Origin of the sequence: Bacteroides sp. AM07-18, assembly GCF_003602695.1 — a bacterium.
Classification (GTDB): domain Bacteria; phylum Bacteroidota; class Bacteroidia; order Bacteroidales; family Bacteroidaceae; genus Bacteroides; species Bacteroides uniformis.
Window position 1 is genome coordinate 140,366 of sequence record NZ_QTLM01000008.1, and the last position, 21,901, is coordinate 162,266.

A 21,901-nucleotide genomic window follows, 5' to 3' on the forward strand; every position below is an offset into this window, starting at 1 on the left:
TTATTTCTCTATATAGTCGCCATTGTCCCTAATGAGTTCTATCAGCTTTTCCACCGCCTCTTCTTCGGGAATGTTCTTTTCGATGCACTCCTTCTTCTTGTAGAGGCTGATTTTGCCTCGTCCGGCGCCTACATAGCCATAATCAGCATCGGCCATTTCTCCGGGACCGTTGACAATGCATCCCATGATTCCTATCTTGAGTCCTTTCAGATGGCCGGTGGCTGCCTTGATACGGGCAATGGTACTTTCCAGGTCGTAGAGGGTGCGTCCGCAGCCGGGACAAGAGATGTATTCGGTCTTGCTGGTACGTACACGTCCGGCTTGCAGGATACCGAAAGCAGTGGCATCCACTACTTTGCCGCTTATGGTTTCTCCTTGGTTGAAGAGAAGGATACCGTCACACAGACCGTCGAAGATGAGTGCTCCCATGTCTGCCGCCGCTTTGATTTGCAGATTTTCCAATTCGCTCTCTGCGTAGTGTTCAAAGAATGCTACCGGATTCTTCAGGCCTTCCTTCATCATCTGGTGTACCAGGGCGCGTTGTTCTCCCAATCGGTTGGGATGATTGCTTTGCGAAACCAATACGACTTCCGGATGATACTTCAGGCAGGCGATGGCTTCGTCATTCAATCCCATATACGTGATGAAGAGGAATTTCAAAGAAGCGCCGCAGCTGCTTAGGAAAGGAAGCTGGTCTCCTTTAAAGGCAGGCCAGGCATTGTCCGGTTCCGTTCCGCCGTTACTGTGCTCCATCCAGACATCGGCATCGATGATGCATTGCATGCCTTCCGGAAGTTGTTTAGGGATGGAACGTCCCGTATAGATATAGTCCGGCACGAATTGCGGATTGAAGTCCATGTCCCCGTCCAGGCGTGCGGCAATGACCACGGGCAGATTGTCTCCGCCGATATTGTGTACGGCGGCAGTCTCGCGGCGGGTGGGAGAGAGATAATTGAATTCCGGCACATCTGCTCCGGGGATATAAGGATGGTCGTGGCGCTGCACGATATAGTCCACCAATTTGCGGGCTACGGGGATTTCCGCCTCCGGAGCTTCGCTCAGGGAAACCCGGATGGTGTCACCCAAGCCGTCTGCCAGCAGGGCGCCGATGCCCAAGGCCGATTTGATGCGTCCGTCTTCTCCGTCTCCGGCTTCCGTTACACCGAGATGCAGCGGGAATCGCATACCTTCCTGCTCCATGACGGTTGCCAGCAGGCGTACTGTCTTTACCATGACCACTGTATTGGATGCCTTGATGGAAATGACTACATCCGTGAAATTCTCTTGTACGCAGATGCGCAGAAACTCCATACAAGATTCCACCATGCCTTCCGGTGTATCGCCATAGCGCGACATGATGCGGTCGGATAATGAACCGTGGTTTACGCCGATGCGGATGGCAGTATGGTTCTCCTTGCAGATATTAAGGAAGGGGACAAAGCGGTCGTGTATCTTCTGCAACTCCTGAGCATACTCTTCATCGGTATACTCCAGATGTTTGAAAGTACGTGCTGCATCCACATAGTTTCCCGGATTGATGCGTACTTTTTCTACATACTGTGCTGCCACGTCCGCTACCTTCGGGTTGAAGTGAATGTCGGCCACAAGCGGCACCATATATCCGTCCTGGCGTAGGCCTATGTTGATATTCATCAGGTTTTCAGCCTCTTTGATGCCTTGGGCCGTGAGGCGTACATACTCTCCTCCGGCGTCGACAATACGTTTGGCTTGCGCCACACTGGCTTCTGTGTCCTGCGTAGCGGTGTTCGTCATACTTTGTATGCGGATAGGATTGGAGCCGCCCATAGGGGTGGCTCCGATGTTTACTTCTGATGTTTCCCGTCGGGAATAGTTGAATAAATCCACGGTAATAAGTGATTAGCGTTTAGTGATAAGGGATTAGTGATAAGGGATAAGGACTATATCTCATCTTACTAATCCCTTATCCTTAATCTCTAATCCCTCAATTGGTTTTGTATTCGTACTTCACATCCTTCAAGTCCTCATTTGCCTTGACTATTTTCTTTTTCAGCCCTTCTTTATAGGCGGCGAATGTTTCAGCCAATGAGGAATCGCTCAGTGCCAGCATCTGTACGGCAAGGATGGCAGCGTTCATGGCACCATTAATGGCAACGGTGGCTACTGGTATGCCCGGAGGCATCTGGATGATGGAGTAGAGGGCGTCTACGCCATCGAGTGCGGACCCTTTTACGGGAACCCCGATTACCGGCAGTGTGGTGTTGGCAGCAATGACGCCGGGCAGGGCGGCAGCCATACCGGCAGCGGCAATAATCACTTTAATGCCGCGTTGGCGAGCATTCTTGGCAAATTCCTCCACTGCTTCCGGTGTGCGGTGAGCAGAGAGAGCGTTCATTTCGAACGGTACATGCAGGTCATTGAGCAATTGCGCGGCCTTCTCCATAACGGGGAGGTCGGAAGTGCTGCCCATGATGATGCTAACGATTGGAGACATGAATCTTTAAATTATTAAAGGGTTAATTTTATAAGGGTTAGGGATTAACGATTAGGGGGTAGGGACTGCGCTATCATTCCATCCGGTGCTAACCCCTAATCCCTAATCCTTTCATTCGTTTATCAGCGCTTTGTAGGCTTCGGCATCCAGCAGGCTGTCGAAGTCGGCATCAGCGGCGGGTTTGATTTTGATGAGCCAGCCTTCGCCGTATGGGTCCTGGTTTACCAGTTCCGGCTGGTCGGCAAGGGCTTCGTTTTGCTCCAGAATCTCACCGGTTACGGGCAGGAAGAGGTCTGATATGGTTTTTACTACTTCGATGGTACCGAACACTTCGTCGGCAGCCAATGTCTCACCTTCGGTCGGGATGTCGACAAACACAATGTCGCCCAGTTGCTCTTGTGCATAATCGGTAATACCTACATAGGCTACATCACCTTCCAGGCGAATCCATTCGTGTTCTTTGGTGTACTTTACATTAGTCGGGAAATTCATGATCATTAGTTTTTAAGGGTTGATACTATGTAAATTAAAAGTTGAAAATTAAAAATTAAACAAGGCTCTTAAAAGAGGAAGATTCGGAACAGTATGTTGCTCAGCGGGTGGAGTACCAGCAACGAGCAGATAAGCCCTACGGCAAAGCCTCCCATAACTTCGCCCAGTGTGTGGTGTCGCAGGATGATGCGGGCGGTGCCCAGCACGCCAGCCACCAGTATAAAGAGGCATAGCCACCATACGGGATTGTAGCTGAACAAGGCGCTGAAAGCTACCAGTCCACCAATTACGGCTCCGGCGCCTGCCATGTGTTCGCTCAGTTTCCATTTTAAGTTGACAATGACGCAGATTATCATCACTACCAGGGCGGAGAGTATGATACCGGTCATGTACCACGGGATATTGAGCCGGTGCATCATGAGCAGGCAGAATACATAAGAAGTGATGGTCAGAATAAAGGGAATGTATCTCCTTTTTCGTTCCACCAGTTCTTCCGGACTGAAACCGTTGATTTTGCGGAAGATGAAGATAGTCAGTGTAGGCATCAGGATGGTGAAGCAATACACCACGCCCAATACTATCAACTTGTACTGCAACGGCATGATGCGCAGGTACGAGAATATAAACAGAACCAGAAATGCCAGGAAAGGGATGGAGAACGGTGTGAATACCGCCGAAATCACTTTCGCTGTTCTGATTAAAGTTTTATCTGCTATAATATGCTCTTCCACAACCTAATTTTATTTACGATTTGACTATTTACAATTTACTATTTGAATGCACTAATCTTTAAACCTTAATCCCTAATCGCTCATCCTTTTCTCTCATCTTCTCAGTCTTGCCACGGGGATATTCATCTGTTGGCGATACTTTGCCACCGTGCGGCGGGCTATGGGATAGCCTTTCTCCTTCAGCAGCTCGGTCAGTTCGTCATCGGTCAGAGGCTTTTTCTTGTCCTCGTTGTCAATGCACTCTTTGAGTATCTTGCGTATTTCGCGTACAGACATCTCTTCGCCGTCTTCGGTTGTGTAGCCGTCGTTGAAGAAGAATTTCAGCGGGTAGATGCCGTAGTTGGTCTGTACATACTTGCTGTTGCTCACACGGGAGATGGTCGAGATGTCCAACCCGGTACGTTCGGCAACATCTTTCAGAATCATGGGGCGGAGCAATGACTCGTCTCCTTCGAGGAAGAAAGGACGTTGCAGGTCTATGATGGCCTGCATGGTGGTCATCAGCGTATTCTGGCGTTGCTTCACGGCATCGATGAAACCTTGTGCGGCATCCATTTTTTGTTTGAGGAACATCATGGCTTCGCGGGATTCCTTAGACTGGTTGGCCCGGTTCTTGGTGTGTTCTTCCACCATCTCGGTGAAGTCGCGGCTCATGCGCAGTTCCGGCACGTTGCGGTTGTTCAGTGTCAGGTTGATGGTACCGTCGTCATAAGTGTCTACCAGGAAGTCGGGCACAATCTGCTGCATGTTCTTGCCGATGGCTTCGCCGAGCGAGGCACCGGGACGGGGATTCAGCTTGCAGATTTCCTTAACGGCTTGTTGCAGGGTATCTTCGCTGATACCTAATTTCTGCATAATCTTGTCCCAATGCTTGCGGGTGAACTCTTCGTAGCACTGGGTAAGAATATCTTCTTCTATATAGTATTGTGGAGGCGAGGGCATGGGCCGTTGCGCTTCCTTACGTCGAATCTGGATGAGCAGGCACTCTTGTAGGGTACGGGCGCCCAGACCGGCGGGGTCGAAGTCTTGTATAATCTTCAATACTTCTTCCAGCTCTTCGGGAGAAGCGTCGATACCGGCGTAGATGGCGAGTTCGTCGCTGATACTGTCCAGCGATTTGCGCAGCAGGCCATCGTCGTCCAGCGAGCCGATGAGATATTCGGCCAGTTCGCGCTGGTGCGGAGTCAAGTCCTGCTCGCCGAGCTGCTGGCGCAAGGTTTCATAGAAGGAGGTGGCGTCGGAGAAAGGAATTTCTTCTGCCTGCTCCCCTTTGCTGCGGTTGTTCTCCTGCAGCTTGTAGTCGGGGATATCGTCTTCGTTCAGATAATCGCTTAAAGAATCATAGCTAGTGTCTCCACCATCTTCTGAGCCGGTTTCCGCATCGGGTGTGTCGGGGTATTCGTCGCCGGGAGTATCCTCCTTACCCTCTTCCAGTGCCGGATTTTCCAGAAGTTCGGCACGTACGCGGTCCTCTAGTTCCACGGCGGGAAGTTCCAGCAGCTTTACCACCAGAATTTGTTGCGGCGACAGCGTTTGTATCTGCTGTTGCGCTTGGGTCTGTACTTGTCGGGAGCCTTGTGCCATATTTTTATAAATTATTCAATGCACTCATTGTGCATCTTCTTTCAGATATTTACCGCAAAAATAGTGAATAGTTCGATAACACGAAACCTCTCTGATGATATTTAACAAGAAAAGAGAAAACAAGCTTTTGCCAATAGCTTGGCAAGCTTTTGCCATGCCTATGGCAAGACTTTGCCAAAGGCTTGAAAAACGTTGGCAAAATAGTCTTCTGATTATGAACTATATAGATTAATCTCCTTTTTGTATTATCTTCTTTCAAAGATTATCTATATCTTTGTCCTATAACTACTAAAACAAGGAATGTTATGTTTGCTAAAGAAACGTATGTGCAGCGCAGGGCCCAGCTGAAAAAAACGATAGGCTCCGGAGTGTTACTGTTTTTGGGTAACGATGAACAAGGTTTGAACTATGAGGACAATACTTTCCGTTACCGCCAGGATTCCACTTTTCTCTACTATTTTGGCTTGTCGTTTGCCGGGCTGTCAGCTCTCATCGACATAGATGAAGATAAAGAAATCATTTTTGGCGATGAGCTGACCATCGACCATATTGTCTGGATGGGTACCCAGCCCACCCTTCACGAAAAGGCTTCTGCTGTGGGAATTTCCGAAACCCGTCCTTTTGCCGACATCGTCGGTTATCTGCACAAGGCTGTACAGAAGGGACAGACCATCCATTATTTGCCCCCTTATCGTGCCGAGCATAAGTTGAAACTGATGGACTGGCTGGGTGTTCCTCCGGCACGTCAGGAAGGGTCTGTGCCGTTTATCCGTGCGGTGGTGGCACAGCGCAACTACAAGTCGGCAGAAGAAATAGCGGAAATAGAAAAGGCATGCGACGTGACTGCTGACATGCACATCACCGCAATGAAGGTGCTTCGTCCGGGCATGTACGAATACGAGGTTGTGGCCGAAATGAACCGTATCGCCGAGATGAACAACTGCGAGCTGTCTTTTGCCACGATTGCTACTGTCAACGGCCAGACCCTGCATAACCACTATCACGGCAACCGGGTGCAACCGGGAGACCTTTTCTTGATTGATGCCGGCGCCGAGCTGCCTTCGGGTTACTGTGGTGACATGTCGTCTACCGTGCCGGCGGACAAGACTTTTACTCCACGCCAGCGTGCCGTTTACGAAATCCAGAACGCCATGCATCTGGAGTCTGTTAAAGCGCTTCGCCCGGGCATTCCCTATATGAAGGTGTACGAGCTTTCCGCCCAAGTGATGGTGGAGGGGCTGAAAGAGCTGGGGTTGATGAAGGGCAATGCCGAAGATGCCGTGCGCGAAGGGGCGCATGCCTTGTTTTATCCCCATGGACTGGGTCATATGATGGGGTTGGATGTGCACGATATGGAGAACCTGGGTGAGCTCTGGGTAGGCTATGACGGTCAGCCCAAGAGTACGCAGTTCGGCCGCAAGAGCCAGCGTCTTGCCATCCCTCTGGAACCGGGCTTTGTGCATACGGTTGAGCCGGGCATCTACTTCATCCCCGAGCTGATTGACTTATGGAAAGGAGAGAAGAAGTTCATGGACTTCATCAACTACGATAAGGTGGAAGAATACCGCAATTTCGGCGGCATCCGTAATGAGGAGGATTATCTGATTACCGAAACGGGAGCACGTCGCTTGGGCAAGAAAATTCCGTTGACACCGGAAGAGGTGGAAGCGTTGCGTTGACAACCACATCCTTAATATACACAGAGAGCCGTTTGTCCCGATAATGCCGGTGGCAAGCGGCTCTCAAATTTAGGGGTCATACAGATTGTATTATGTATGGTTTATGCGTGCAGTTCCAGTACGAACCGTGCTCCCTTGTTGTAGCTGCTGTCTAGTGTCAAGCTGCCGTTCATCTTGGTGGCAATCAGTGAGCAGATGGGGAGTCCCAGGCCGTCGCCTTGCGTCAGGTCTTTCACTTCGGTGAAAGGCTTGAAGATGTTTTCGCGTTGCTCCTCGGGGATACCGCAACCGGTGTCGCTGATGATGAACTGGTGGGTGTGCGCACCGCGTTTCTTGAAGTCCAGCCATATTTTTCCTCCGGCAGGGGTGTACTCGGCGGCGTTTTCCAACAAATGCAGCAAGACGCGTTCCAGTTGCTCAGGGTTGATTTTCACATTCAATTTGGGGGCATTCACGGTCAGGGTGACATCTTCTTGTGTCATTCCTTTGATTTTGTCCATGATGCCTTCACAGAAAGTGGAGATATTCTTCTCCTGCACTTCGTAGGGTTCGGACAAGGTGGTTTCCAATTCGGACAGTTCCTGGATATGGTTGGAGAATGCATGCAGGGCTTTTACGCCCGGCAGTGAGGCGTCGAGCGTGTCCAGTGTCGGTTCCATTTGGGCGGAAATGTTCTGGATAAATTTGGTTTTCAGCTCATTGTGCTCATTAGCAATGCTGATGGCCTTCTTCTGTTTACGGGTGAGGATGATGAAACGCAGCAATACGATGGCGCCGAATACCAGTGCGGCGGCAAGGATGGCGGCGAGTATGCAAAGCCCGATGATGATGTACTGCTTGGCGCTTAGGGAATCATCTTTCTCCTGGATAGTGGCCAGGCTTTCATCGTATTTCTTCTTCAGGGCGTTCAGTTCCTCTTGGGCGGTAAGCGCCTTTACGGAGTCGGTCCATAGGATGTACTTGTCGTAGGTGCGTGCCACCAGTCCGGCATTGTTTGCTTTGCGGGCGATACTGATAAGAGTCTTGTAGCATTCGTCTACTTTGGCGTAGTTCTTCTGTTCCTTATATTGCCCTATCAGGCGGTTGGTAGCCGCATCACCTTGTGTGTTCATGCCGAAGGTGTAGTAATAGTTGGCCTGCGTATAAAGCAGGTCGTTGCTCAGAGAGTCGTTGTGAGAGGCTTTGGCGGTCTCTTCCAGTTTGGTCAGCTGTTCCTTGGCACGTGCGGGATTTTTCAGGTTGATGTACATCTGCAGGCGTTCCTTGTTGATGCGGAAACGTAGGTTGGGCATGGCCTTGCCCGTTTTCTGTTCGCCGGTTGCCACCACTTGCTCGGCACCGCGCAGCAGTTCAAAAGCTTCTTTATAGTAATTCTCCCGATGGTAGAGGGCGCTGGCATTGACGCCGCATTCCACTGCCTGGGCATACTTGTCTTGCGTGGCAAAGGCATTGTAGGCTTGCAGGAATAGATAGCGGGCTTTGATATATTCTTTTTTCGTAAGATTTTCTTGTGCTTGTTTCATCAATTCGTCTGCACGGTTTTGCGCATGGAGTTGAGTAAAGATGCAGAAAGTCGCTAAGAGAAGTATCGAAATAATTTTTTTCATGTGTACGTTTGTTTTATTTGCTCACAAAGTTAGAATAAAAACTTAGTATTTGAAGCTACTGCCTCCTAAAAATTCTCTCAATAAGGATGTCGGTGGAATTTCTTTGTCCTGCACGGGGGTGAAATATTTGATGAATTTCAGCAACCGGTAGGCTTCTGCGTATTCCGGACAGTTCCGTGGAACACTGGTAAGGATGGGCTCTGCGTGGCAGCGGAGCACGGCAAATTCGAACAAGAGGGCGGAGTTGAACATGACATCGGCATTTTCCTGGTAGGGGAATATCCATTTGTCCTCGCCGGCACGTACACTGGGCCAGCGTGAAATGGTCTCTTGTGCCGAGTAGCCGCGGTAGTTGAAGTCGCGGATGATGCGGCGCAGCAGGCGGTTGTCCGTGGTGGGAATCCAGTTGTGGTCGTCCAGCGAGATGGTGGTCAGGGCGGATACATAAATCTTGTATTTGCTGGCGGCGGGAATCTGTGGTGTCAGTTCAGGGTTCAGGGCATGGATTCCTTCCAGGATGAGGATGGTATGCTCGTCGATGCGAAGTTTGTCGCCCTTGTACTCTTTCTTCCCGAGGTTGAAGTTGAAGCGGGGCAGCTCCACTTCTTCGCCACGGAGCAATGCCTGCAGCTGGGTGTTGAAGAGTTCGAGGTCGAGGGCGTAGAGTGATTCGTAGTCGTAGTTTCCGTTTTCGTCGCGTGGGGTGTCTTCACGGTCTACGAAGTAGTTGTCCAGCGAGATGGGATAGGGACGCAGGCCGTTGGTCATCAACTGCACGCTGAGCCGCTTGCTGAAAGTCGTCTTTCCGGAGGACGATGGACCGGAGATGAGTACGAGCTTCACCCGGTTTCCGTTTTCGCCGCGGTGGTAGATGTCGTCAGCTATTTGGGCTATCTTTTTCTCCTGCAGGGCTTCGGCTACGTTGATGAGGTCGGTGGCATGGCCTGTCTCGCAAGCCAGGTTGAAGTCGCCCACGTTACTCAGCCCCATGATGTAGTTCCAGCGCAGGTGTTCCTTGAATACGTCGAGCATCTTCTCCTGTTTCACCACTTCTTCCAGTACATTCGGGTTCTCCTTGTTGGGGATACGCAGCAGCAGGCCGTCGTAATACTTCACGATGTCGAACAGCCAGATGAACCCGGTACTGGGCAGCAGGTTGCCGTAGTAGTAGTCTACGGTGTCGCCCAATGTGTAATAATAGGTATATAGCGAGCCGGAGGTTTCCAGCAGCTTAACCTTGTCGTTCATGCCCCGTTCGCTAAAGATACGCACAGCCTCGGTGGTGTGGCATTCTACACGATGGTAGGGGATGTTTTCGGCGATGATTTCCTGCATCCGTTTCTTGATGGCGGTCACATCTTCCAGCTCTATGGAACGGCCGATGCGCAAGTTACAGAAGTAACCTTTGGATACCGGATGCTCTACGAACAGTTTTCCTTCCGGAAACAGCTCGCTGACAGCTTTGTAAAGAATGAAGCAGAGGGAACGGACATAAGTGCGCATGCCTGAGGAGTCACGTATGTCGAGAAACTCTACATCCTTATTGTTGTATACACGGAAATTCAGTCCTTCGGAACGGTTGTTGACTTTTGCACTGACTACCTGATAGGGGAAATTTAGATTAAAACCGTAATAAATATCCAAAAGTGAGCTCCCTATAGGGAATTCTTTAGAAATATTATTATTTTTGCAACAAATTTGTAACATGTGTTTCATGATGTCTCGTTTTTAGTGGGTTGACACGTTAAATATAGGACATTATAACACGTGAAGGAATGAAACACCTTAAATAATTAAAGATGGAATATTCTTTTTATGATTTTTTAAAGCTACTCGGCTCATTGGCACTGTTTCTTTACGGAATGAAGATTATGAGTGAGGGGCTTCAAAAATTTGCCGGTGACAGACTGCGGAAAATATTGACCGCAATGACAACCAACAGAGTGACCGGTGTGTTGACGGGCGTGCTGATTACAGCACTTGTACAATCTTCCTCTGCAACCACGGTGATGGTTGTAAGTTTTGTCAATGCGGGGTTGTTAACGCTTTCACAGTCCATAGGTGTCATAATGGGTGCTAATATCGGTACGACTGTTACGGCATGGATTATTTCAGCTTTAGGTTTCAAGGTGGACATTGCCGCCTTTGCTCTTCCTCTTCTTGCTTTCGGCATTCCTCTCCTCTTCTCTCAAAAAAGTAACCGCAAGTCTGTCGGTGAATTTATTTTCGGTTTCTCATTCTTGTTCATGGGGCTTTCCTATTTGAAAAACAATGCTCCTGACTTGAGCCAAAATCCTGATATGCTGTCATTTGTGCAGGACTATACCGACATGGGCTTTATCTCCATACTCCTTTTTGTGGGTATCGGTACGGTGTTGACCATGATTGTGCAGGCATCTGCGGCAACTATGGCCATTACGCTTATTATGTGCGCCAACGGCTGGATTAGTTTCGAATTGGGGGCAGCACTGGTTTTGGGAGAGAATATCGGTACAACCATCACGGCAAACCTTGCGGCGCTGACCGGTAATACGCAGGCGAGGAGGGCTGCTTTGGCTCATTTGGTATTCAATGTGTTTGGTGTGATATGGGTGTTGTGTCTTTTCACCCCCTTTACCGAGGCTGTGTCATGGTTCGTAGAGAACGTGATGGGTACTAAAGATCCGGCTGTGGCCGTATCCTTCAAGCTTTCGGCATTCCATACTTGCTTCAATATCTGCAACGTGCTGATATTGATATGGTTCGTGAAGTTTATCGAACGTACGGTCTGTGCCATTATTCCAATGAAGGAGCAGGACGAGGAATATCGCTTGCGTTTTATCTCGGGCGGTATGCTTTCTACGGCAGAGCTGTCCATCCTGCAGGCAAGCAAGGAAATACATCTCTTTGCCGAACGTACCCGCCGTATGTTCGGAATGGTGCAGGACTTGCTGCATACGGAGAAGGATGATGATTTCAACAAAGTGTTCAGCCGTGTGGAGAAGTACGAGAATATCAGTGACAGCATGGAGCTGGAGATTGCCAATTATCTGAATCAAGTGTCCGAAGGGCGCCTGAGTTCGGAGAGTAAGTTGCAGATACGTGCCATGCTGCGTGAAGTGACGGAGATAGAGAGCATCGGCGACAGCTGCTATAACCTGGCACGTACCATCAACCGCAAGCGCCAGACCAATCAGGATTTCACCGAGAAGCAGTACGAGCATATTCATTTCATGATGAAGCTGACGGATGATGCCTTGGAGCAGATGATTGTCGTGGTGGAACATCCGGAGCATGCAGGCGCGGATGTGAACAAGTCCTTTAATTTGGAGAACGAAATCAATAATTACCGCAATCAGCTGAAGAACCAGAATATTTTGGATGTGAACAACAAGGAATATGATTACCAGATGGGTGTTTACTATATGGACATCATTGCAGAATGTGAAAAGCTGGGCGACTATGTGGTGAATGTAGTGGAGGCTAGCAGCGATATAAAAGAAAAGAAAGCGTCTTAGGACGCTTTCTCAAATTCTTCTTTGCCTACTCCACACAAAGGGCAAACCCAATCTTCGGGAAGGTCTTCGAAAGAGGTTCCCGGTTCTATTCCATTTTCAGGGTCGCCCAGTTCAGGGTCATAGACATAATCGCATACAGTGCAAATGTACTTTTCCATAAATTTCTTTTTTAGGTTTATTCTCCTATAATAACGTTTAAAAGCCCTTTTTGTTTTATTGTTGAACAAAAAAAGTTTATATTTGTTCTCTATTAAAACAACATTTTATGAAAATGACCGACAAGCTGTTCAGGGCGATTATGCGGAATCTGCACGCCTATGTACTGCTGATAAACCGCGACTTCACTGTATTCTACACCAATTACTACGATATTACCGGAGCTGTAAAGCCTGCCGAAACTGGACGGGTGGGAGATATTCTGCGCTGTAACAATGCCTTGTCGGCAGCAGGAGGTTGCGGCACTCACGATTTGTGTGAGCACTGCCCCGTGCGGAATGCCATAGAGAATGCCTTTGTGGTGCAAAAGAACTTCACGGATTTGGCAGCTATTCTGAATCTTAGGGATAGCGAAGGCAGAACTACGGAATGCAATGCTTATGTTTCCGGCGAGTATATGGAGATTGAGGACCGCGACTGCATGGTGATTACCGTGCATGACATTACCCGGCTGAAACAAGTGGAAGCTGAATTGAAACTGGCACGTGAGAAGGCAGAGAATGCCGACCGCTCCAAATCGGTGTTCCTGGCGAATATGAGCCATGAAATCCGTACCCCGCTGAACGCAATTGTCGGATTCTCGGAATTGCTGGCCTCTGCATCGACAGACGAAGAGAAGACACAGTTCCTGGAAATTGTGCAAAGTAACAATGAAATGCTGCAACAGCTGATTGCTGATATTCTGGACCTCTCGAAGATAGAAGCCGGAACATTGGAATTTGTGTTCTCGGATGTGGACATCAACCAGATGATGTCCGATTTGGAACAACAGTTCCGTATGCGGGTGGCCGAGCTGGGTAGTGGAGTGCAGATTGTCCGGGAGGCTTCTGAGAAGGAATATACCATGCATACAGACAGAAACCGGCTTGCACAAGTGATATCCAATTTTATGACGAATGCCCTGAAGTTCACCCAGGAAGGCAGTATTACCCTCGGATTCAGACTCTATGAGGAAGGTCTCTATTTCTACGTAAAAGACACGGGAACCGGTATTCCCCAGGAAAAGTTGCCACATGTTTTTGAACGTTTCGTCAAGCTGAAGCAGGAAAAGAACGGTACCGGACTGGGACTCTCCATTTGCCAGACCATTGTCCGCAAATTGGGGGGCGAAATAGGCGTGGAATCGGAAGAAGGGGCAGGTTCGACTTTCTGGTTCACATTGCCGTGGGAGCCTGCAACCAGACCGAAACTGGTGAGGGAAAAAGAGAATCAATGACAGTCAATTAATCACTAATCATTATATAGGTATTGTTTTCCCGGATTATTATTGTATTTTTGCGTTCCAAAATTAAACCTAAAGACTTGCATGACTGCAATAAAGGATGATTATTATCATGTCGGACTGACCGACGAACAAGTGCGGAAGAGCCGCGACGAACATGGAGTAAATTTATTGACGCCTCCTAAACGGCCTTCCTTATGGAAATTGTATCTGGAGAAGTTTGAGGACCCCGTAGTAAGGGTATTGCTGGTTGCCGCTCTGTTTTCTTTGATTATTTCCATTGTAGAGAATGAATATGCCGAGACTATCGGCATTATAGTAGCCATTCTGCTGGCTACCGGTATCGGTTTCTTCTTTGAGTATGATGCCGGAAAGAAGTTTGACCTGCTGAATGCAGTGAACGAAGAAACTTTGGTGAAAGTAATTCGTAACGGACATGTGCAGGAGATTCCCCGTAAAGATGTAGTGGTGGGTGATATAGTGGTGCTGGAAACCGGTGAAGAGGTTCCGGCGGACGGTGAATTGCTGGAAGCCATTTCCCTGCAAGTGAACGAATCGAATCTGACCGGTGAGCCGGTAGTGACGAAAACTACCGTAGAAGCTGACTTTGACGAAGAGGCTACGTATGCTTCCAACCGCATTTTGCGCGGTACAACGGTGGTGGACGGACATGGCACCATGCGTGTGGAGGCTGTGGGCGATGCTACGGAAATCGGTAAAGTGGCACGTCAAAGTACCGAACAGAATACGGAACCTACTCCGCTGAATATTCAGTTGACCAAATTGGCCAATCTGATTGGAAAGATTGGCTTTTCCGTAGCGGGTCTGGCTTTTCTCATTTTCTTTGTAAAGGATGTGGTACTGGTCTATGATTTTTCTTCATTCCACACCTTCCGTGATTGGCTGCCGGCCTTGCAGGCTACTTTGCAATACTTTATGATGGCAGTTACCCTGATTGTGGTGGCTGTGCCCGAAGGATTGCCGATGAGCGTGACACTCAGTCTGGCGTTGAACATGCGGCGTATGCTCTCCACCAACAATCTGGTGCGCAAGATGCATGCATGCGAGACGATGGGAGCCATTACAGTGATTTGTACCGACAAGACCGGGACATTGACCCAAAATCTGATGCAGGTGCATGAACCCAACTTCTATAGTTTGAAGAATAACGGGCAGCTGGGGAATGATGACCTCAGCAAGCTGGTAATGGAAGGTATCAGTGCTAACTCCACTGCTTTCCTGGAAGAAGAGGTGACTGGAGAGAAGCCGAAAGGGGTGGGTAATCCCACGGAGGTGGCACTGCTGCTTTGGCTGAGCAGTCAGGGATGCGACTACCTGGCACTGCGTGAGAAAGCTACGGTTATCGACCAGCTGACTTTCTCTACGGAAAGGAAATTCATGGCTACCCTGGTGCAATCTCCCCTGATTGGGAAGAAGGTGCTGTATGTGAAGGGAGCTCCCGAGATTGTTTTGGGTAAATGCAAGGATGTCATGTTGGACGGCAAGCGTGTGGATGCGGTGGAATACCGTTCTACAGTGGAGGCTCAGTTGCTCAACTATCAGAATATGGCTATGCGTACACTTGGCTTTGCATTCAAGATTGTGGATGATGCGGAAGCGTCTGATTGTGTGTCATTGGTTGCTGAAAATGACTTGTCGTTCCTCGGTGTGGTTGCCATCAGTGACCCTATCCGTCCGGATGTGCCTGCGGCCGTTGCCAAATGCCAGTCGGCAGGTATCGGAGTGAAGATTGTGACGGGAGATACACCGGGTACGGCTACCGAGATAGCACGCCAGATTGGTCTGTGGAAACCGGAGGATACGGAAAAGAACCGCATTACGGGAGCTGCATTTGCCGAATTGACGGATGAGGAGGCATTGGACCGTGTGATGGACTTGAAGATAATGTCGCGTGCACGCCCCACAGACAAACAGCGTCTGGTGCAACTGTTGCAGCAGAAAGGTGCGGTAGTGGCTGTGACGGGTGACGGCACGAATGATGCTCCTGCGCTGAACCATGCGCAAGTGGGACTTTCGATGGGTACCGGAACCTCCGTTGCCAAGGAGGCCAGCGACATCACGCTGCTGGATGACTCCTTCAACAGTATAGGCACGGCCGTGATGTGGGGACGTTCTTTATATAAAAATATACAGCGTTTCATTGTTTTTCAGCTGACTATCAATTTTGTGGCTTTGTTTATCGTTCTTCTGGGCTCACTGGTGGGTACGACGCTTCCTTTGACCGTCACGCAGATGTTGTGGGTGAACCTGATTATGGATACGTTTGCGGCCCTGGCCCTGGCGTCCATTCCACCCAGTGAGAGCGTGATGAAGGAAAAGCCGCGTAAGAGTACGGATTTCATTATAACCAAGTCCATGAGGTATTACATTCTGGGAATGGGGACTGCCTTCCTGGTGTTACTTATGGGAATGCTCTTCTGGTTTAACAGTGAGGAGGGAGGGATGACTACCTATCGGCTGACTGTGTTCTTCACATTCTTTGTTATGCTTCAGTTCTGGAACTTGTTCAATGCGCGTGTGTTCGGCACTTCGGACTCGGCGTTCAAGGGCATTTCCAAATCTTATGGCATGGAGCTGATTATACTTGCCATTTTGGGCGGACAGATACTGATTGTACAGTTTGGTGGAGCTGTATTCCGCACAGTGCCGCTCGATTTTATGACTTGGATGACGATTGTCGTTTCTACTTCGTTTGTTTTGTGGATAGGTGAACTGGTTCGCCTTATCCGACGTTTAACACAGAAATAGTGATGAAAAGAAGAGGAATCAAGAACCTTATTATTGATTTTGGCGGAGTTCTGATTGATTTGGACCGCCAGCGCTGTTTGGAGAATTTCAGAAAGCTGGGATTGCCGGACGTGGAAGTCATGTTGGACCTCTATCACCAGCAGGATTTCTTCCAGAAATATGAAAAAGGGTTGATTACCAGTGCGGAGTTCCGGGAAGTGATTCGTGGAAAGATAGGGAAACCGGTGACTGATGCCCAGATAGATGACGCCTGGAACAGTTTCCTAGTGAGTATTCCTACTTTTAAATTGGATTTACTGTTGGAACTGCGCAAAAAATACGTTGTCTATCTGCTGAGCAACACCAATGAAATCCATTGGCAATGGTCGTGCCTGCACGCGTTTCGCTACAAGACTTTCCGTGCGGAGGACTTTTTTGAACATATCTATCTCTCTTATGAGATGAAGATGGCAAAACCGGATGCCGATATATTTCAGAAAGTACTGGATGAGACCGGTATTCTTCCCAACGAGACTCTTTTCATTGACGATTCTGAGGCCAATTGCCGGACAGCGGAGGCGTTGGGTATTTCTACCTATACGCCAAAGGCCCACGAGGATTGGAGACATGCAGTTGTTTTGTGAAACATCGGACATTGGTTCCCGTCCAAGTGTAGCCACTATCGGTTTCTTTGACGGAGTACATCGGGGACACCGCTACCTGATAGAGCAAGTGCGTGCGGTAGCTGCCGGGCGTGGGCTTGCTTCGTCGGTCGTGACTTTTTCGGTACATCCGCGTAAAGTGATGCAGGCCGATTATCATCCGAAGTTATTGACCACCTGTGATGAGAAAGTTTCCCTACTAGCCAAGACTGGGGTGGATTATTGCATGATGCTTGATTTCACTCCTGAAATAGCCCGGCTTTCGGCACGGGAATTCATGTTCATACTGAAGGAACGCTATCAGATACAAGCTTTGGTAGTGGGGTACGACCATCGTTTCGGGCATAACCGCAGCGAGGGTTTTGAGGACTATGTGCACTATGGTCGCGAATTGGGTATGGAGGTGCTTCTTGCGCGCGCGTATGCTTATAGTAAGGAAGCATCGGTAACGGAGGTTACTGTCAGCTCCTCGGCTATTCGCGGTCTGTTGCTGGAGGGAAACGTTTCGGAAGCTGCCGAGTATCTGGGATATGATTTTTTTTTGGACGGTACGGTTGTCGGCGGCTATCAGGTGGGGCGTAAGATAGGTTTTCCTACGGCTAATCTCCGTGTTTCCGATTCTGACAAGCTGATTCCCTGCGATGGTGTGTATGCCGTCCGTGTCTGTGTTGAAGGCAAGGAGTACGGCGGTATGCTAAGCATTGGCTACCGACCTACGTTGGAGAACGGCCCCGATCGCAGTATTGAGGTCCATATATTCCGGTTTGATGCTGACATTTATCAGCAGCCGATGCGTCTTTCCTTTGTGCGCCGCACCCGTCCTGAACTGAAATTCGACAGTATAGAAGAACTTATTGCCCAGCTTCACCGTGACGAGGTGGAGATTAAATCCATTCTTGCTTTATAAACATAAGGCAATAAGGTCATTTATCCCCTTGCAGTTCTATGTATTTTCCCGTTTGAAGTGTTTGCTTTCTGTATATTTATCGTAAAACGCGTTTTTTTTATTGTTTTTCGATAAATATTTTCTGTTTTTCTTTGTCATACCAAAAAAAGGTCTTTTATTTGCATATCGAAAAACGATAAATGATTATCGAAAAACAAAATAAAGAACTAATAAAACAATAACGGTATGAAAACTTTAGTAATGACAACAATCTTTGTAGTGACAGTAGTGATAAATGCTTTTGGTGGTAATATCCAGGAAAACTTTGCCTATAATGAAGTGATGAACGGAAATCAGGTGGAGTCCCAGATTGTATATAAAGTAGAGAACGGTAAGTTTCTGCAGAACCATTTGAAATACAATTTCATCTATGATACCCAAGGGCGTACGATACAGAAGGAAGCGTTGAAATGGAACGAGATTGAGCAGGCGTTTGAACGCTTCTATTGCTTGAACTACAATTATACAGAAACCGGTACGGATGTGGAATATGCCTTGTGGGACAACAAGACGCATGCCTACTCCGATGTGAAAGAAAAAGCAGTTTATCTGCAGGCGGGAGATGACATCAACTACTTGAGTTACAAATGGAGTAAGAAGGACAACGACTGGAATCTGTTGGTGGAACATGCCACTGCAGAGGAAGACGTATTGCTCCTGGCAGTGAAATAAATGAAGAACAAATATAGAAATGAGGGAGGGGCTTAGGTTATGAGAAGAGCATTTATGAGTATTACACTATTGGTATTGTCACTTTCTACAGTGATGGTGCTGCTGATGGGACTTGTTGCCACAGCTTGACGGATTGACAGAGAAAATGTGTATCTTTGCGAACTTTTAGACGAATAGAACAATGAAAACGGCAATAAAACTAGTATTGATTTACTTTTTGATGCAGCTTATAGGAGCACTGTTTGCAGGACCTTTCTGTCTGCTGTATACGTATTTCGCTTATGGAACTTTCGACATGGACAAGGCTGGTCAGATTGCTGTGGCGCCTACCATGCTGCTGGGCTTTGTTTTCATGGGACTGTACTTGTGGCGCAAGAACTACCTGACGGGAGACAAGCATCTGTATTCTCCGGTGTCAGTCCCTTATCTGGCATGGAGCCTGCTTGCCGGAATGACTTCCATATGTATAATAGGTCTTCTGATGTCCGAACTTACTTTTTTGCCCAATTTGTTGGACCAGACATTTGATATACTGCAATCCGGTTGGCTGGGTATTCTCTGTATTTCTGTTTTGGGACCCGTACTGGAAGAACTGCTTTTCCGTGGTGCCATTACCAAGGAGCTGCTTCGCAGATATAGCCCGGCAAAGGCTATCTTGTTTTCCGGGTTGATATTCGGTATCTTTCATCTGAATCCGGTTCAGATAATAGGTGCTTGCCTCATCGGTTTCTTGCTTGCCTGGCTTTATTATAAGACACGGAGTCTTATGGCATGTATTCTGATACATATCATGAATAACGGCTTGTCTGTCTATCTGAGCCTGAAACATCCTGAAATGGAGGATGTGACACATCTGCTGAGTAACCCGTATGTACTGGTTTGGGCAGTGGTTTTCATATTGTTGCTTCTACTCTCCTTGAAACAACTGAATAAATATAATATATCTGATACTAATACAACAACTGAATTATGAAAAGAAGATTGAACATTCTCTGCCTGGTGGTAATGCTTGTACTGAGTTACTCGGTATTGGAGCAGGGGTACTATATCTTTCTGGGAGCCAAGATGGGGGCGCAGACCGGACTGGAGCTGGGAAAGAAAGGGAGTGACATTGCTGCCTACAAGGAACTGATGAACCTGAAGGTTGTCAACCTGATACCTTCTTCCATGGAGTCGTTTGATTTCTTCAGGGATTCCGTCTACAATGAGAAAAGCAGGAGTTATGTGCCTGCAGCCTACTCTTCGTTGATGGTCAGCGTAGATTCTCATGATTCTGTCGGGAAAGTGGTGGCAAAGTATTTGCTGATATATCTGCATTTGGGCTTTTCCCTTTGGGCGGTAGTATTGTTTATCCGCTTGATAATCTCTATCAACAAGTCCGACATCTTCAACTGGCGGAATGTACGTCGGCTGCGTCGATTGGGAATGGCACTGGTTGTCAGCTTCTGCTGTACCTTTGCGTCATCATATCTTGATTTTATAGGTATCGATACCGTATTCTCGCTGCATGGTTACGAGCTGAGCCTCTCAGAATTGGTGAGCACTACCACGCTGGTACTTGGGCTTTGTTCGCTGATTGTAGGTGAAGTGTTTGCCATTGGATTGAAAATGAAGGAAGAGCAGGATTTGACGATTTAATAATAAGAAGAACGGACAGAGATATGAATAAAATCAGAGTATGTGCCTTCCTGGCTTTGGTAGTGTTTATTGGTAGTGTTGTAACGGATATGTTTAGTGGATTTATGGACGGCTGGAATGAGGCGGGCGACCAGAAGGATTTTCATGCCTTACCCTCCGTGTCACTTTTGGTGCGGGCAGATGATACGCTGCCTGCTGATACTTTGATTAGTGCGGCACAGGATACGCCCATGTATTGCAATACAAGTGAGGTATCGGTGCAAGGTTTCCGTAGTACGAAGTGGCGGTGGGTATCGTTCTTGCTGTTTCCTGCGGGACTGTTTGCGCTTTACGGGTTCTATAGTGTGGCGCGGCTGGTGCTTACTGCCACGAAAGGCGAGGTGTTTGTGCACAAGAATGTGCGTCGGATGCGCATCTTTGTCTATGCGCTGATTTCGGTGAGTCTTTTATTCGAGTTGCAGCAATGGGGCATCTATCATGACTTGGCTTCTCAAGTGCGGCTGGAGGGATACGAGGTGTTGCCTTATTCTTTCAAGTATGCTTGGTTCAATTATATGCTGTTGGCATTGTTCACCGAGATATTCGCCATCGGCGTGAAGATAAAGGAAGAGCAGGATTTAACGGTTTAATGTGGGGGGAGGATTATGAAAAAGATAAGTATATTGGGTATCCTGGCTATATTGGTCATTGTTGCAGAGTTTACCTATGCGATGATAGCAGGCTGGGTGGATATGAAGAATAGTTTTCTTGAGGGTTACAATAGTGTAAATGTGCATTCGGGAACTCCACAGCCGGAGTATTCCGGTTTATTTGATAAGGTATATGTGGATGTTAGACCTTTGGAAACGACAGCAGTCGATTCCTTGACGAATCGTTTTGCCGATAAGTCAGTACCTTATCAGGTAAAGAGAATAGGCACTGTGATTGTCCCCACTGTCTGGAGTTCCATAGTGAACTTCTTTGCCATGTTTGCCATCATTCCTTTCTTTGTAGGAATCTATTGTCTGATACGTTTGCTGGTATCCATCTCAAAGCGGGAAGTGTTTACTTCGGATAATGTAGCCCGGTTGCGTTTCTTTACTTATTCGTTTGCTGCATTGTACGGCTTGATGACTTTGCACGATTGGCTGAATCATCTTGAAGCAGTGAAGCAAGTGGCTCTGCTGGGCTATGAAGTGGTTGCATCGCATGATACGGATTTCACATCCCTGGTTATTATAATTCTTTTCACCGAGATATTTGCCGCTGGGGTGAAGATAAAGGAAGAACAGGACTTGACTATTTAGGTGTGAGTGGGAAAAGAATAATTGATAAATAGAACACAATTATATGATTATAGTAAACCTTGACATAATGATGGCCCGAAGAAAGATATCTTTGGGCGAACTGGCGGAGAAGATTGATATTACGCCTGCCAATCTCTCTATTCTCAAAACCGGAAAGGCTAAGGCCATCCGTTTCTCTACACTGGAAGCAATCTGTAAGGAACTTGATTGCCAGCCGGGGGATATACTGGAGTTTAAGGAGGGATAAATAGGGAGAAGAAGGCGCAAGTAGAGGTTGAAATGCTTACCGCCTTAAGAAACTCCGTTTACGTACTACAGTAAACACCTTTACATACTACGGTAAACGCCTTTACATACTATGGTAAACGTCGTTACTTCATAATGTAAAAACCGTTACATTCTGGAGTAATGTCTTTTCCTGATTTAGCTAGACGCTTTTTCTTTTTAT

At 48.0% G+C, this 21,901-nt stretch carries 20 protein-coding genes; 12 read left to right on the top strand and 8 right to left on the bottom strand.

The features are described 5' to 3' along the window. From DW096_RS11825 to rpoN, 5 genes are all read right to left on the bottom strand, one after another. Positions 1-1,866 carry a 4-hydroxy-3-methylbut-2-en-1-yl diphosphate synthase gene (locus DW096_RS11825; RefSeq protein ID WP_118274606.1) on the bottom strand — a complete coding sequence of 622 codons (1,866 nt, stop codon included), beginning with the start codon at positions 1,864-1,866 and terminating at the stop codon, positions 1-3. Between the two features lie 97 nt (positions 1,867-1,963). After that, complete coding sequence (gene purE / locus DW096_RS11830) at positions 1,964-2,473, bottom strand: 5-(carboxyamino)imidazole ribonucleotide mutase (protein ID WP_117963244.1); 510 nt, start codon at positions 2,471-2,473, stop codon at positions 1,964-1,966. 111 nt (positions 2,474-2,584) lie between these two features. Continuing rightward, complete coding sequence (gene gcvH / locus DW096_RS11835) at positions 2,585-2,965, bottom strand: glycine cleavage system protein GcvH (RefSeq protein WP_005834498.1); 381 nt, start codon at positions 2,963-2,965, stop codon at positions 2,585-2,587. Between the two features lie 68 nt (positions 2,966-3,033). After that, a complete protein-coding gene (locus DW096_RS11840; protein WP_005830565.1) occupies positions 3,034-3,696 on the bottom strand; it encodes a membrane protein in 663 nt (220 codons plus the stop codon). A 93-nt stretch (positions 3,697-3,789) separates the two neighbouring features. Beyond that, a complete protein-coding gene (gene rpoN / locus DW096_RS11845) occupies positions 3,790-5,280 on the bottom strand; it encodes an RNA polymerase factor sigma-54 (protein WP_118274604.1) in 1,491 nt (496 codons plus the stop codon). 305 nt (positions 5,281-5,585) lie between these two features. Here rpoN and DW096_RS11855 point away from each other — a divergent pair, with 305 nt between their 5' ends. Then, positions 5,586-6,959, top strand: coding sequence for an aminopeptidase P family protein (locus tag DW096_RS11855; protein WP_005830557.1), 1,374 nt, complete (start codon positions 5,586-5,588; stop codon positions 6,957-6,959). A 101-nt stretch (positions 6,960-7,060) separates the two neighbouring features. Here DW096_RS11855 and DW096_RS11860 read toward each other — a convergent pair whose 3' ends face one another. Next, a complete protein-coding gene (locus DW096_RS11860) occupies positions 7,061-8,566 on the bottom strand; it encodes a HAMP domain-containing sensor histidine kinase (protein WP_005830555.1) in 1,506 nt (501 codons plus the stop codon). Between the two features lie 42 nt (positions 8,567-8,608). Beyond that, a complete protein-coding gene (locus DW096_RS11865; RefSeq protein WP_005834505.1) occupies positions 8,609-10,282 on the bottom strand; it encodes a nucleoside kinase in 1,674 nt (557 codons plus the stop codon). 83 nt (positions 10,283-10,365) lie between these two features. Here DW096_RS11865 and DW096_RS11870 point away from each other — a divergent pair, with 83 nt between their 5' ends. Beyond that, on the top strand, positions 10,366-12,063 hold the full coding sequence (locus DW096_RS11870) for a Na/Pi cotransporter family protein (RefSeq protein WP_005834507.1): 1,698 nt from the start codon (positions 10,366-10,368) through the stop codon (positions 12,061-12,063). Here DW096_RS11870 and rd read toward each other — a convergent pair. Next, complete coding sequence (gene rd / locus DW096_RS11875; protein WP_005830549.1) at positions 12,060-12,221, bottom strand: rubredoxin; 162 nt, start codon at positions 12,219-12,221, stop codon at positions 12,060-12,062. The genes DW096_RS11870 and rd overlap by 4 nt on opposite strands. 107 nt (positions 12,222-12,328) lie before the next feature. Between rd and DW096_RS11880 the strand changes: the two genes are divergently transcribed. From DW096_RS11880 to DW096_RS11925, 10 genes are all read left to right on the top strand, one after another. Next, a complete protein-coding gene (locus DW096_RS11880; RefSeq protein ID WP_098031790.1) occupies positions 12,329-13,495 on the top strand; it encodes a HAMP domain-containing sensor histidine kinase in 1,167 nt (388 codons plus the stop codon). A gap of 90 nt (positions 13,496-13,585) precedes the next feature. Then, complete coding sequence (locus DW096_RS11885; protein ID WP_117704106.1) at positions 13,586-16,270, top strand: calcium-translocating P-type ATPase, PMCA-type; 2,685 nt, start codon at positions 13,586-13,588, stop codon at positions 16,268-16,270. A gap of 2 nt (positions 16,271-16,272) precedes the next feature. Next, positions 16,273-16,893 carry an HAD family phosphatase gene (locus DW096_RS11890; protein ID WP_057259167.1) on the top strand — a complete coding sequence of 207 codons (621 nt, stop codon included), beginning with the start codon at positions 16,273-16,275 and terminating at the stop codon, positions 16,891-16,893. After that, on the top strand, positions 16,877-17,818 hold the full coding sequence (locus DW096_RS11895; protein WP_117879156.1) for a bifunctional riboflavin kinase/FAD synthetase: 942 nt from the start codon (positions 16,877-16,879) through the stop codon (positions 17,816-17,818). The genes DW096_RS11890 and DW096_RS11895 overlap by 17 nt, the downstream gene beginning before the upstream one ends. A 225-nt stretch (positions 17,819-18,043) precedes the next feature. Continuing rightward, positions 18,044-18,529 (top strand): DUF3836 domain-containing protein, encoded by a 486-nt coding sequence (locus tag DW096_RS11900; RefSeq protein WP_117704104.1) that lies wholly within the window; start codon positions 18,044-18,046, stop codon positions 18,527-18,529. Between the two features lie 181 nt (positions 18,530-18,710). Then, positions 18,711-19,502: a CPBP family intramembrane glutamic endopeptidase gene (locus DW096_RS11905; protein ID WP_117879157.1), complete on the top strand. Its 792-nt coding sequence runs from the start codon at positions 18,711-18,713 to the stop codon at positions 19,500-19,502. After that, on the top strand, positions 19,499-20,167 hold the full coding sequence (locus DW096_RS11910; protein ID WP_005830532.1) for a DUF2975 domain-containing protein: 669 nt from the start codon (positions 19,499-19,501) through the stop codon (positions 20,165-20,167). The genes DW096_RS11905 and DW096_RS11910 overlap by 4 nt, the downstream gene beginning before the upstream one ends. Positions 20,168-20,190: 23 nt before the next feature. Continuing rightward, on the top strand, positions 20,191-20,796 hold the full coding sequence (locus tag DW096_RS11915) for a DUF2975 domain-containing protein (RefSeq protein ID WP_005830530.1): 606 nt from the start codon (positions 20,191-20,193) through the stop codon (positions 20,794-20,796). Between the two features lie 15 nt (positions 20,797-20,811). Beyond that, a complete protein-coding gene (locus DW096_RS11920; protein WP_005830526.1) occupies positions 20,812-21,453 on the top strand; it encodes a DUF2975 domain-containing protein in 642 nt (213 codons plus the stop codon). 43 nt (positions 21,454-21,496) lie between these two features. Continuing rightward, positions 21,497-21,700, top strand: a complete 204-nt coding sequence (locus DW096_RS11925; RefSeq protein WP_005830522.1) for a helix-turn-helix transcriptional regulator — start codon at positions 21,497-21,499, stop codon at positions 21,698-21,700. Positions 21,701-21,901 lie beyond the last annotated feature (201 nt).